The organism is Pseudomonas sp. G5001 (assembly GCF_013385475.1).
GTDB lineage: Bacteria > Pseudomonadota > Gammaproteobacteria > Pseudomonadales > Pseudomonadaceae > Aquipseudomonas.
Window position 1 is genome coordinate 259,277 of sequence record NZ_JACAPZ010000009.1, and the last position, 12,217, is coordinate 271,493.

At 61.4% G+C, this 12,217-nt stretch carries 12 protein-coding genes; 2 read left to right on the plus strand and 10 right to left on the minus strand.

Translation table 11 applies throughout. The features are described from left to right. Positions 1–9: 9 nt before the first annotated feature. A complete protein-coding gene (locus HX805_RS09465) occupies positions 10–537 on the minus strand; it encodes a YceD family protein (protein WP_004371317.1) in 528 nt (175 codons plus the stop codon). 105 nt (positions 538–642) lie between these two features. Between HX805_RS09465 and HX805_RS09470 the strand changes: the two genes are divergently transcribed. Further along, positions 643–1,221 (plus strand): nucleoside triphosphate pyrophosphatase, encoded by a 579-nt coding sequence (locus HX805_RS09470; protein WP_177116820.1) that lies wholly within the window; start codon positions 643–645, stop codon positions 1,219–1,221. A 129-nt stretch (positions 1,222–1,350) separates the two neighbouring features. On the opposite strand, the gene HX805_RS09475 is transcribed toward HX805_RS09470, so the two are convergent. The 3 genes from HX805_RS09475 to rluC are packed head-to-tail and all read right to left on the minus strand — an operon-like array spanning position 1,351 to position 3,973. After that, positions 1,351–2,343 carry a S49 family peptidase gene (locus HX805_RS09475; protein WP_177116821.1) on the minus strand — a complete coding sequence of 331 codons (993 nt, stop codon included), beginning with the start codon at positions 2,341–2,343 and terminating at the stop codon, positions 1,351–1,353. Between the two features lie 21 nt (positions 2,344–2,364). Further along, positions 2,365–3,027, minus strand: coding sequence for an HAD-IA family hydrolase (locus tag HX805_RS09480; RefSeq protein ID WP_004371323.1), 663 nt, complete (start codon positions 3,025–3,027; stop codon positions 2,365–2,367). Then, positions 3,014–3,973, minus strand: coding sequence for a 23S rRNA pseudouridine(955/2504/2580) synthase RluC (gene rluC / locus HX805_RS09485; protein WP_004371325.1), 960 nt, complete (start codon positions 3,971–3,973; stop codon positions 3,014–3,016). Before rluC ends, HX805_RS09480 begins: the two co-directional genes overlap by 14 nt. A gap of 738 nt (positions 3,974–4,711) precedes the next feature. Between rluC and rne the strand changes: the two genes are divergently transcribed. Further along, complete coding sequence (gene rne / locus HX805_RS09490) at positions 4,712–7,984, plus strand: ribonuclease E (protein ID WP_177116822.1); 3,273 nt, start codon at positions 4,712–4,714, stop codon at positions 7,982–7,984. Positions 7,985–8,051: 67 nt separating this feature from the next. Here rne and HX805_RS09495 read toward each other — a convergent pair whose 3' ends face one another. The 6 genes from HX805_RS09495 to HX805_RS09520 all read right to left on the minus strand — a co-directional run bounded on the left by HX805_RS09495 (position 8,052) and on the right by HX805_RS09520 (position 12,199). After that, entirely contained in the window at positions 8,052–8,639 is a 588-nt protein-coding gene (locus tag HX805_RS09495) for a nucleotidyltransferase family protein (protein WP_177116823.1), read from the minus strand. Then, the gene (locus tag HX805_RS09500) at positions 8,636–9,622 is read right to left on the minus strand and encodes an XdhC family protein (protein WP_008434978.1); all 987 of its coding nucleotides are present in this window, start codon (positions 9,620–9,622) and stop codon (positions 8,636–8,638) included. Before HX805_RS09500 ends, HX805_RS09495 begins: the two co-directional genes overlap by 4 nt. A 150-nt stretch (positions 9,623–9,772) precedes the next feature. Then, positions 9,773–10,792 carry a UDP-N-acetylmuramate dehydrogenase gene (gene murB / locus HX805_RS09505; protein WP_004371335.1) on the minus strand — a complete coding sequence of 340 codons (1,020 nt, stop codon included), beginning with the start codon at positions 10,790–10,792 and terminating at the stop codon, positions 9,773–9,775. Beyond that, positions 10,789–11,253 (minus strand): low molecular weight protein-tyrosine-phosphatase, encoded by a 465-nt coding sequence (locus tag HX805_RS09510; RefSeq protein WP_004371338.1) that lies wholly within the window; start codon positions 11,251–11,253, stop codon positions 10,789–10,791. Before HX805_RS09510 ends, murB begins: the two co-directional genes overlap by 4 nt. Next, positions 11,253–12,017, minus strand: coding sequence for a 3-deoxy-manno-octulosonate cytidylyltransferase (gene kdsB / locus HX805_RS09515; RefSeq protein ID WP_008434982.1), 765 nt, complete (start codon positions 12,015–12,017; stop codon positions 11,253–11,255). The genes HX805_RS09510 and kdsB overlap by 1 nt, the downstream gene beginning before the upstream one ends. Continuing rightward, positions 12,014–12,199: a Trm112 family protein gene (locus HX805_RS09520; protein WP_003174668.1), complete on the minus strand. Its 186-nt coding sequence runs from the start codon at positions 12,197–12,199 to the stop codon at positions 12,014–12,016. Before HX805_RS09520 ends, kdsB begins: the two co-directional genes overlap by 4 nt. Positions 12,200–12,217: the final 18 nt, after the last annotated feature.

Genomic DNA, 12,217 nt, shown 5'->3' on the forward strand with positions numbered 1-12,217 from the left:
GATTAACTCCTAAACGTTTGGGTCACGCTTTAACTGCGCCAATACACTGAACGGGTTGGACCGCGTTACCTCGTCCTCGCTCGGTTCGGGCTCATCGAGACCCGCCGGCTGCTGGCATTCTTCCGGATGATGAGCAGGCACAATGGGCAAGGCGAGCAAAAGCTCCTCCTCGATCAGTGACTGCAGATCCAAAGGATCTTCGCCCAGTTCCAGCACGTCATAACCTTTCGGCAACGACTGGGTATTCGCACCCTCTTTCACCACAGCATAACTGCATTCGCTGTGGATCGGCAGGGTGACCAGCTCAAGACAACGCTGGCAAACCATTTTGACTTCGGTGTCGATAAAGCTGTGGATTACCACAGACTTACGTTCATCTCGTTCAAAAACGAATTTAGCCTGCACCGTACCGACAGTGTCGGAAAGCGGGTCGCAGAGTCTCTCCAAATCGGCCAGGAGCAGCTCACCTTGAAGGGTGGTGCCACGATCAGCCAATTTGCGCGGGTCAACGTGAGGTGGAATCGGGTCATTCAACATAGGCGCAGCATTATAGGGATGCACCCGGCCATGTCAAAGGAAATTCAGCCCTGTCCGTCACCGGGCCTCCCCGCTAGAATCCGCGACTGCCTTGAGGAGACGCCCATGCTGCCTTTATTACTCGCTTCCAGCTCGGTATATCGCCGGGAATTGCTGAACCGCCTGCACCTGCCGTTCATCTGCAGTTCGCCGGATATCGACGAAAGCCACCGTCCGGACGAGTCTGCCGTGGAACTGGTGAAGCGCCTCGCCGAAGAAAAGGCTCGCGCCCTCGCCGGCAGTCATCCAGGGCATCTGATTATCGGCTCGGACCAGGTCGCCGCGCTCGACGGCCAGATCATCGGCAAGCCCCACACCTTCGAGAAAGCCCGTGAGCAACTGCTGGCGGCCAGCGGCAAGCGCGTCAGCTTCCTGACCGGCCTGACTGTACTGAACAGCGCCACCGGCCATTGCCAGGTCGACTGCATCCCCTTCACCGTACACATGCGCACGCTGGACGCCGCACGCATCGAACGCTACCTGCGCATCGAGCAGCCCTACGACTGCGCTGGCAGCTTCAAGGCCGAAGGCCTGGGGGTGAGCCTGTTTCAAAGCACCGAAGGGCCAGACGCCACCAGCCTGGTCGGACTGCCGCTGATCCGACTGGTGGACATGCTACTGGCCGAAGGCGTACAGATTCCCTGAGAACATCACAAACAAATGTGGGAGCTGGCTTGCCTGCGATGCAGACACCTCGGTACATCAGTTGCACCGAGGTGATGCTATCGCAGGCAAGCAAGCTCCCACATTTCGAGCCATGTCGCGCTCAAGCTCTCAGCGCAGGGTCGGACCCTGGAAGCCCATGTATAGCGCCAGCTTCTCAGCCACGCTGGCACCCAGCTTCTTGGAGAAACGGTCAAACGGCGATTCCTGAACAGTGAAGTCCACCAGTTCTTTCTCGCCAATCACGTCCCGCGCCACCGAACTGGCACTGCCCATGCCATCGATCAAGCCCAATGGCAGCGCTTGCTCGCCAGACCAGACCAGACCGGAAAACAGCTCCGGATGTTCCTTATCCTTGAGCCGGTCACCGCGCCCCTGCTTCACACTGGCGATGAACTGCCGATGAGTGGTATCCAGCACACCCTGCCAGAACTGGGTTTCATCCGCCTTTTGCGGCTGGAACGGGTCCAGGAACGACTTATGCTCACCTGACGTGTAGGTACGACGCTCAACCCCGAGCTTCTCCATGGTGCCGACAAAGCCATAACCGGCCGCCGTCACACCAATCGAACCCACCAGACTGGCCTTGTCGGCATAGATCTGGTCGGCAGCACTGGCGATGTAGTAGGCACCCGAGGCACCCAGGTCGGAAATCACTGCATACAGCTTGATGTCCGGGTGCAAGGCGCGCAGGCGACGAATCTCGTCGTACACGTAACCCGACTGCACCGGACTGCCGCCCGGGCTGTTGATGCGCAGGATCACAGCCTTGACCTTGGAGTCCTCGAAGGCCGCCCGCAGGCTGCTGACGATGTTGTCTGCACTGGCAGACTCCTTGTCGGCAATCACTCCGCGCACTTCGATCAACGCCGTGTAATTACCGCTTCGGGTGGCGCTCTTCTCCATGTCCATCAGCGGACTGAACAGCGCCAGCATGCCCAACAGATAAATAAAGGTCAGAAGCTTGAAAAAGATCCCCCAACGCCGGGAGCGACGCTGCTCCTGGACACTGGCCAGCAGCGTCTTCTCCAGCAACTTCCAGCTTCTGTCATCGCCATTGTTATCGGCATTGGCCTTCTCAGGCGCTTTCCACTCATCGGTCATGCCATCTACCCCAGCAAAGACTTAATGGGCCCGGCTGAGCCAGGCCTGCAATTCAGAAAAACGGTCAATTGTCAGGCGCGGCTCGTAGGCCTGCAACGCCTGGGCAGATTGGGCGCCGTAGCTGACCGCCACGGAGTCCATGCCAGCATTACGCGCCATCATCAGGTCGAACGACGCATCACCCACCATCAACGCCTGCCGAGGCGACACGCCACATTGAGCGAGGATCTGCTCGAGCATCAGAGGGTGGGGCTTGCTGGCGGTTTCATCCGCCGCACGGGTGGCGTCGAAATAATCTTCCCAGCCATGGGCCTTGAGCACCCGGTCCAGGCCGCGACGGGCCTTGCCGGTCGCGACCGCAAGGTGATAACCGTCGGCGCGAAATGCTTCCATGGCCTGCGCCACGCCTTCAAACAGCGGCGAAGGCTGGGCGTCGAGCGCCATGTAGTGATCGGCGTAGTGCTGACGAAACGCTATCAGCTCGTCATCACCAATCTCCGGGTACAGGGTGCGGATCGCTTCCGGCAGGCCCAGGCCAATAATGCCCTTGACCGCCAGGTCGTCGCACAATGCATAACCGGAACGGGTCGACGCCGCGTGCATCGACTCGACAATCCGACCAATGGAATTACACAGCGTGCCATCCCAGTCAAAGATCAACAGCTTGTAGTCAGGGTGCGACACTCAGGCGCTCCACGGTCTTGGCCCACATTTCATCGACAGGCGCTTGCAGCTTCAATTCGCCACCATCGGGCAGCGGCACGGTCAGCATGTAGGCGTGCAGGAACAGGCGTTTGCCACCCAGGTCGCGGATTTCCTTGGAGAAATCTTCATCGCCGTATTTGGTATCGCCGGCAATGCAGTGCCCCGCATGCAGGGTGTGCACACGAATCTGGTGGGTACGGCCAGTGACCGGCTTGGCCTCGACCATGGTGGCAAAGTCACCAAAGCGGCGCAGCACCTTGAACAGGGTCAGCGCCTCCTTGCCCTCCTCGTCCACCTCGACCATGCGCTCACCGGAACGCAGGTTGCTCTTCTGCAACGGCGCGCGCACGCTCTTGATCGAGGTGGCCCAGTTGCCACGCACCAGCGCCATGTAGCGCTTGTCCACGCCATCACCGCGCAGGGCGGCATGCAGGTGGCGCAACATGCTGCGTTTCTTGGCGATCATCAACAGGCCGGAGGTGTCACGGTCCAGACGGTGGACCAGCTCCAGCTCCTTGGCATCCGGGCGCAACTGACGAAAGGCTTCGATCACCCCGTAGTTGAGGCCGCTGCCACCGTGAACCGCGATGCCACACGGTTTGTTGATCACGATCAGTGCCTTGTCTTCGAAGACAATCGACGCTTCAAGGCGCTGCAACAGGCCCTGGGCCAGTGGGACCGGTTCGTCACGCTCAGGCACCCGCACCGGCGGCACGCGGACGATGTCGCCCGCCTGCAGCTTGTACTCGGGCTTGATCCGGCCCTTGTTCACGCGCACTTCGCCTTTACGCAAAATGCGGTAAATCAAGGTCTTGGGCACGCCTTTGAGCCTGGCAAGAAGAAAGTTGTCGATGCGTTGGCCGGCATATTCCGGCGAGACCTCGAGCAGCTGGACGCTGGGGGTCTGGGGGGCGGTAGTCGTCATGGCGGCGATGATAACAATTTTTTATGGAATTGAAGCACTTAATCATTGCTGCTATAGTCGCGAACGCCGCCAAAAGCGGCCTGGACAGAGGACTAGCGGCAAACTGCCGGCCCTGACCATCGCAATTCATCAGGACGCGAGGCCGTCCTACGGGGCTTTCGCCACCCTGGAAGGCTCGAGATTGTAACAAGCGCAGGTGACATGAGGCCTGAAGCGAGTGCAAAAAGCAGAGTGATTACTCGCCTTTTGCGCCGATATTTACGGCCAGTTCACAAAGTGCAGTCAGTCTGGAGCCAGACCACGGCGAATGCTTCGGAAACAACGCCTGTTACGAGCTGAGTGAGAGCACAATCGCCCACACCCGGTCTTGTTTAGCCATGAGCGTGGACTCCCCATTGGAGAACACGGTAAATGCCAACCCGCTGCGGATTCTGCGCGCGGCAGCACCCGAATTATCAGGGATACGTGTAGGGTGGAGATGCACAACCGTCGGACTGTGTAGCACTAGGCTTATATTTAGACGCTTCATCTCGTCCACAGTCGCCGGTTGATTCCTCCTCCTGACTGAGTGCTTAAGTCACCACAGCAAGCAGGAAGCGTACGTCGCGATACCGCCCATTTTGGCGGGTATTGCTGGACACTGGAGTGGCCAACCACTCTTGACGCACCTGACACCGACCGTGAGAAGTCGTGTGTGCCGAACGCCGTTTCCGGCAGCCCGGAAACCGACGGTACAACATGAAAAGAATGCTGATTAACGCAACTCAACCCGAAGAGTTGCGTGTTGCACTGGTAGACGGCCAACGCCTCTACGACCTGGACATCGAGTCCGGTGCACGCGAGCAAAAGAAGGCCAACATCTATAAAGGCCGGATTACTCGCATCGAACCAAGCCTTGAGGCTGCCTTTGTCGATTTCGGCTCCGAGCGCCATGGCTTCCTGCCCCTCAAAGAAATCTCCCGCGAATACTTCAAGAAATCCCCTGAAGGCCGCGTGAACATCAAGGACGTCCTGAGCGAAGGCCAGGAAGTCATCGTTCAGGTAGAAAAAGAAGAACGTGGCAACAAGGGCGCCGCCCTGACCACCTTCATCAGCCTGGCTGGCCGCTATCTGGTCCTGATGCCGAACAACCCGCGTGCCGGCGGTATCTCCCGTCGCATCGAAGGCGAAGAGCGCAACGAACTGCGTGAAGCGCTGAACGGCTTGATCGCTCCAGCAGACATGGGCCTGATCGTGCGCACTGCCGGCCTGGGCCGCAGCAGCGAAGAAATGCAGTGGGACCTCGACTACCTGCTGCAGCTGTGGACCGCTATCAAGGAAGCGTCCCTGGATCGTTCCGCGCCGTTCCTGATCTACCAGGAAAGCAACGTGATCATCCGCGCCATCCGCGATTACCTGCGCCAGGACATCGGCGAAGTGCTGATCGACAGCGTCGAAGCCCAGGACGAAGCCCTGACCTTCATCCGCCAGGTGATGCCGCAGTACGCCAGCAAGATCAAGCTGTACGAAGACAGCGTTCCGCTGTTCAACCGTTTCCAGATCGAAAGCCAGATCGAAACCGCTTTCCAGCGCGTCGTCGAACTGCCTTCCGGCGGCTCCATCGTGATCGACCCGACCGAAGCCCTGGTGTCCATCGACATCAACTCGGCGCGTGCCACCAAGGGTAGCGACATCGAAGAAACCGCCCTGCAGACCAACCTGGAAGCGGCTGAAGAAATCGCCCGCCAGCTGCGCCTGCGTGACATCGGCGGCCTGATCGTGATCGACTTCATCGACATGACCCCGGCCAAGAACCAGCGCGCCGTGGAAGAGAAAGTCCGCGAATGCCTGGAAGCTGACCGTGCCCGCGTACAGGTCGGCCGCATCTCGCGCTTCGGCCTGCTGGAAATGTCCCGTCAGCGCCTGCGTCCATCCTTGGGTGAAAGCAGCGGCATCGTCTGCCCGCGTTGCAACGGCACCGGCATCATCCGTGACGTTGAATCGCTGTCGCTGGCGATCCTGCGCCTGATCGAAGAAGAAGCCCTGAAAGACCGCACTGCCGAAGTGCGCGCCCAGGTGCCGATCCCGGTCGCTGCGTTCCTGCTCAACGAAAAACGCAACTCGATCACCAAGATCGAACTGCGCACCCGTGCCCGTATCGTCATCCTGCCGAACGATCACCTCGAGACGCCGCACTTCGAAGTGCAGCGCCTGCGTGATGACAGCCCGGAAGCCCACGTCAACCAGTCCAGCTACGAAATCGCTGCTGCCGCTGCCGAAGTGGAAGAAGTCCAGCCAGCCGCTGCGACCCGCACCCTGGTTCGCCAGGAAGCCGCCGTGAAGACCGCGCCAGCCCGTGCCAACGCACCGGTTCCGGTCGAGGCTGCCGCGCCGGTTGCCGCACCAGCTGCCCTGCCTGAGCCAAGCCTGTTCAAAGGCCTGGTGAAGTCGCTGGTCAGCCTGTTCGCCACCAAGGAAGAGCCAGTGGCTCCAGTTGTGGTCGAGAAGCCTGTGACTGAACGCCCTGCACGCAATGAAGAGCGTCGCAACGGTCGCCAGCAGAGCCGCAATCGCAACGGTCGCCGTGACGAAGAGCGCAAGCCTCGTGAAGAACGTGCACCCCGCGAAGAACGCGCTCCACGTGAAGAACGCCAACCGCGCGAAGCCCGTGAAGAAACACCAACCGTAGCCCGTGAAGAGCGTGCACCACGCGAAGAACGTGCACCGCGTGCTCCACGCGCTCCACGTGAAGACCGCAAGCCACGTGGCGAGCGTGAAGAACGCGTGCGTGAATTGCGCGAGCCGTTGGATGCCGCTCCAGCCGTAGCCGCTGCTGCTGCCACCGCTGCCACTGCTGAAGAGCGTCCAGCTCGTCAGCCGCGTGAAGAACGTGCGCCACGCCCTCCTCGTGAAGAGCGTCAACCACGTGCCGAGCAAGCGGCTCCCGCCAGTGAAGAAGAAGAGCTGCTGTCCAACGAAGACCAGCAACAGGAAGACGGCCAGGACAACGCCGAAGGCGATCGTCCACGCCGCCGCTCCCGTGGCCAGCGTCGTCGCAGCAACCGTCGTGAGCGTCAACGTGATGCCAACGGCAACGAAATCGAAGGTTCGGAAGAGACCGGCGAAGCCAACGCAGCCGCTACCGGCGAACCGACTGGCGCCGAACTGGCTGCCGGCCTGGCCGTTACCGCGGCTGTCGCCAGCTCGGTCATCAGCGCACCTGCTGAAGCCCAGGCCAACGAGCAAGCTGAAGCAGCCACCGCTGCCATCCAGGAAAACACTGTTGTAGAGACGCCAGCCGTCGAAGCGCCAGTGGTTGAAGCAACGACCCCGGTCGAAGCCCCGGTTGTTCCGGAAGTGGAAGTAGCGCCGGCTCGTCACGTTCGTGAAGTTCGCGAAGTTCGCGAAGTTCGCGAGCCTCAGCCTGAAATCGACGTGGTTGCCGAGCCTGCCGTGGTTGTTGAACAACCGCCCGTGGTTGAAGCTGCCGTTGAAGCACCGGTAGCCGAGCCAACCCCTGAAGTGCGTGAAGTTCGCGAAGAACAGACCGCCTTCCAGTGGGCTGCCGAACCTGCCCCGGTGGTTGAAGCGGTCGAAGCTCCAGCGCCTGCGCCAGTGGTCGAAGAAGCTCCAGCGCCAGTCGCTGAAGTGGTGGTCGCTGCTGAACCTGTTGCCGTTGTTGCCGAGCCTGCGCCAGTGGTTGAAGCGCCAGTGGTTGCCGAAGTGGCAGCCCCGGTGGTTGAAGCCGCTCCGGCCAGCGCCCTGACCGAAAATGGCCGTGCGCCGAACGACCCACGCGAAGTGCGTCGTCGTCGCAAGGAAGCTGAAGCGGCCGCCGCTGCTGCCAAAGCCGCTGCCGAAGCTGCTCCAGCCGTCGCTGAAGTTGCCCACGCAACCCCTGCTCCGGTCACCGAAGCCGTGGTTGAGCACACTGCCCCTGCCATCGACGAGAACGTACGTTCCGTTGAAGAAGTGGTAGAGCACCACCCTAAGGCCCAGGAAGAAGAGCACGAGCCTAAACCCCTCGTCTGATTCCATCGGCCACTAAAAAGCCCCGCCTGAGTGATCAGGCGGGGCTTTTTTATGCCCATTACATCAGTTAGCGGTAGTCCAACAACCCTGGCACATCGACGTCCCACAACACACCGGGATCATCGACTACGACTTCCTGCACCGAAGCCTTGGCAAATAACGGTTTTGCCCCGCGGTCTCCGGTCAGCGCGATCAAGGCCGGGCCGAATGAACGGCCAAACCCCACGGGGTGCCCGTACTGACCTGCATGCACCGGGGCGCTGATACCGTCGTCCTCCAGGCCTGCCATCACTTGCTCGATACTTGCAGGCAGGATAAACGGCATATCCCCCAACACCACCAGCCAACCAGCCGACGGCCCACTGGCCGCCACCGCTGCTGCGATGCTGTCACCCATGCCCGGCGAGCGCAAAAGCAATACTTCGCAACCGTGCACCTTAGCCAACCGAATCACTTCGGTGCGATCCGGTGACGTCACCAGCCAACGTCTCGTAGCCACAGGCGGCAAATTCACCAATACCTGCTCGATCACCGGCCGCGTGATGCCATCCCGGCCCACGCAGGGCGCCAGCAACTTGTCCTGATCGGCACCCGCCTCGGCCCGAAAACGACTGCCCTGCCCCGCCGCCAGGATGATTACGGCGATGCCCGTCAACTGACCGCTGCCTGCAACGGCTTTTTCTGCAGCAGATCGATCCCGTTCTTGATGGCGACGATTTCCGCCATCAACGACAAGGCGATTTCCGCCGGCGTATGGCTGCCGATATGCAGGCCAATCGGCCCATGCAGCCGCGCAATGGCGTCCGCACTGAGCCCCAGTGCCGCGAGGTTTTCCCGGCGCTTCTGGCTGTTGACCCGCGAACCCAGCGCGCCTATGTAGAACGCCCGGGAATTGAGGGCCGTCAGCAACGCCATGTCATCCAGGCGCGGGTCATGGGTGAGCGCGACAATGGCAGTGCGTTCATCGGTCTGGATATTCAACACCGCTTCATCCGGCATACCCGGCACAAAGCGCCCGTGCTGCTCCTCCCAGCCATAAACAAACTCCTGGCGCGGGTCGCAGATCAGCACTTCGAAATCCAGCAACCGAGCCATTTCCGCCACATAACGTGACAGCTGGCCCGCGCCGATCAGCAGCAGGCGCCAGCGCGGACCGTAGATCGCGCGCAAACGCTCGCCGTTGAAGCTGACCACATCGGTCTTGCTCGCACCGCTCAACACCACCTCGCCGGTGGCCAGGTCCAACTCACGGGCGACAATCTCGTGGGCCTCACAGCGCGCCAGCAGTTCAGCTACCCAACCCGGATCACTCACCCGCTCTTCGGTGAGACGTAGGGTGCCGCCACACGGCAGGCCAAAACGCGCCGCTTCGTCCCGGGTGACACCGTAGGTGACAAGCTGCACCGGCGGCCCGTCGTCAGGCAGCCGACCGTCCTGCAACCGGGCGATCAAGTCGTCCTCGATGCAGCCGCCGGACACCGAGCCAATCACCACCCCGTCGCCGCGCAAGGCCAGCATCGCCCCCGGCGGACGCGGGGCGCTGCCCCAGGTCTGGACCACGCTGTACAGCACCACTCGCTGCCCGGCGAGGCGCCATTCCAGCACGCTGCGTAATACATTCAGATCAACACTGTCCATCAGGCTTTCGCCTCCCGCCAACCTTGCAACTGATTTTGATAAACAGCATCTATGGGTTGATCAAAAATATCGGTAGTCAGCTAAGTTAACTCACCGGCAATAAAAAAGCCCTGCAATGCAGGGCTTGGTGCGTCAAAAAACAAGCTTAGTTCAATAGCGATTCGGCTCCATTTCCAGCACCACCTTGAAGCGCTTTTCGATGTCCTGCTGGATACGCAGCGCGAGCCCGGCAATGTCCTGGCCGCTGGCCGCGCCGTAGTTCACCAATACCAGTGCCTGCAAGCGATGCACGCCGGCATCGCCATCGCGAAAGCCTTTCCAGCCGGCCTTGTCGATCAGCCAGCCGGCGGCCAGTTTCATCTGCCCGTCGGCCTGGGGGTAAGCCACCAGGTCCGGGTATTGACGCTGCAACTCGGCAGCCAGTGCCTGGGACACCAGCGGGTTCTTGAAGAAACTCCCCGCATTGCCGAGCACCGCCGGGTCGGGCAGTTTCTCGCTACGAATGCTGCAAATCGCGCGGCTGACATCGCTGGGCGTGGCCTGCGCGATGCCTTGCTCGGTCAGGCGCTGTCGCACCGGCCCGTATTCAAGTTTCAGATGCACGGCGCGGCTCAGGGCAAAACGCACCCGCAGGATCAGCCAGCGCCCCACTTCGTGCTTGAACAGGCTGTCGCGGTAGGCAAAGTTGCACTCGGCCAGGCTGAAATCCCGCAGTTCGCCGGTCTGGCGATCAAGGGCGGTCAGGCCGCTGAATACATCCTTGATCTCTACACCGTAGGCGCCGATGTTCTGCATCGGTGCGGCGCCGACCGTGCCGGGAATCAGGCTGAGGTTTTCCAGGCCGGAAAAGCCCTGGGCCAGGGTCCACAGCACAAACGGATGCCACGCTTCGCCCGCTTCGGCCTCAACCACGACCTGCACGCCATCGTCGTGCAACACCCGGATGCCCTGGCTGGCCATGCGCAGCACCAGTGCGTCAATATCCTGGGTCAACAGCAAGTTGCTGCCACCGCCAATCACCAGCAACGGCAGTTGTTGCTCGGCGGCACAGGCCAGGGCCTCACGCACGTCGGCGTCATTGTGGGCCTCGGCAAACAGCCGGGCACGCACGTCGATGCCAAAGCTGTTGAACGGCTTGAGCGAAACCTGTGCCCGTACCTGCAAAGTCATAACCGGCCCTTCAATTCAATCACCAACAGGTCACAGGCGCGCTCGATCAGGTCGAGGACAGTTTCAAAGCCCTGGTCACCTTCGTAGTACGGGTCCGGCACTTCATCCACCACCGAGTCGTAGCGGCGCAGGAACAGGTCCAGGTCCGCCTTGCCCTGAGCCGGCTGCATGGCCTTGAGGTTGCGCAGGTTGCTCTGGTCCATGGCGAGGATCAGGTCGTAGCGGGAAAAGTCGGCACGCGACACCTGTTGTGCACGCTGGGCCGACAGGTCGTAGCCGCGTTGCAGCGCGGCACGCTGGCTGCGCTTGTCCGGTGGATTGCCGACGTGCCAATCACCGGTACCGGCAGAGGCCACTTCAACCTGATCGGCCAGGCCGGCTTCGCGCAATTTGTGGCGCAGAACGCCTTCGGCCGTGGGCGAACGGCAGATGTTGCCCAGGCAGACGAACAGAACCTGCATCAGGCCCCCAGAAGGCGACGGACGCGCTCGAGGTCTTCAGGGGTGTCGACGCCCGCCGGCGGCGCTTCCAGGGCATCGCCCACATGAATGCGCACGCCGTGCCACAGGGCACGCAGTTGTTCCAGGGATTCGGTATTTTCCAGCCAGCACGGGCCCCAGCTCACGAAGTCGTGCAGGAAACCGGCGCGGTAGGCGTAGATGCCGATGTGGCGACGGTAAGGCACGCCAGCCGGCAGCACGTCAGGCTGTTTGGCGAACGCATCCCGCGCCCACGGCAAGGTGGAGCGGCTGAAGGTCAGCGCCAGGCCATTGATGTCGCTGACCACTTTCACCACGTTGGGGTTGAACAGGGTCTCGATGTCTTCAATCGGCTCGGCCAGGGTCGCCATGCGCGCTTCGCCATGGGCTGCCAGGTTGGCCGCCACCTGATCGATCACGCTGGGCGGAATCAACGGCTCGTCGCCTTGCACGTTGACCACGATGGCGTCCGCCGCCAGGCCCAGCTTGGTGGCCACTTCGGCCAGGCGGTCGGTACCGGAATTGTGGTCTTCACGGGTCAGCACCGCTTCGGCACCAAAGCCTTTGCAGGCCTCGATGATGCGCGGATCGTCGGTGGCCACCACTACCCTTTCGGCGCTGCTTTTGCAGGCCTGTTCCCACACCAGCTGGATCATCGGCTTGTTGCCGATCAGTTGCAGCGGCTTGCCGGGCAGGCGGGTGGAGGCGTAGCGGGACGGGATGACAACGGTGAAGGCGGTGGTCATTTATCCAGGCGCTCGTCGGTGGTCAGGGTGCGGGCTTCGCTTTCGAGCATTACCGGAATGCCATCACGAATCGGGTACGCCAGGCCGGCGCCCTTGCTGATCAGCTCGGTTTTGTCGGCGCTGAGCTTGAGCGGCCCCTTGCAGATCGGGCAAGCGAGGATATCGAGCAGTTTGGTGTCCATGAGTATGTCCTGGAGAGC

Bases quoted from the DNA above. Each gene is read 5' to 3' on its own strand.
- HX805_RS09510 (WP_004371338.1), bottom strand. From the start codon at position 11,253: ATGCAGGTTCTGTTCGTCTGCCTGGGCAACATCTGCCGTTCGCCCACG.
- HX805_RS09520 (WP_003174668.1), bottom strand. From the start codon at position 12,199: ATGGACACCAAACTGCTCGATATCCTCGCTTGCCCGATCTGCAAGGGG.
- kdsB (WP_008434982.1), bottom strand. From the start codon at position 12,017: ATGACCACCGCCTTCACCGTTGTCATCCCGTCCCGCTACGCCTCCACC.
- rluC (WP_004371325.1), bottom strand. From the start codon at position 3,973: ATGACGACTACCGCCCCCCAGACCCCCAGCGTCCAGCTGCTCGAGGTC.
- murB (WP_004371335.1), bottom strand. From the start codon at position 10,792: ATGACTTTGCAGGTACGGGCACAGGTTTCGCTCAAGCCGTTCAACAGC.
- rne (WP_177116822.1), top strand. From the start codon at position 4,712: ATGAAAAGAATGCTGATTAACGCAACTCAACCCGAAGAGTTGCGTGTT.
- HX805_RS09500 (WP_008434978.1), bottom strand. From the start codon at position 9,622: ATGGACAGTGTTGATCTGAATGTATTACGCAGCGTGCTGGAATGGCGC.
- HX805_RS09465 (WP_004371317.1), bottom strand. From the start codon at position 537: ATGTTGAATGACCCGATTCCACCTCACGTTGACCCGCGCAAATTGGCT.
- HX805_RS09470 (WP_177116820.1), top strand. From the start codon at position 643: ATGCTGCCTTTATTACTCGCTTCCAGCTCGGTATATCGCCGGGAATTG.
- HX805_RS09475 (WP_177116821.1), bottom strand. From the start codon at position 2,343: ATGACCGATGAGTGGAAAGCGCCTGAGAAGGCCAATGCCGATAACAAT.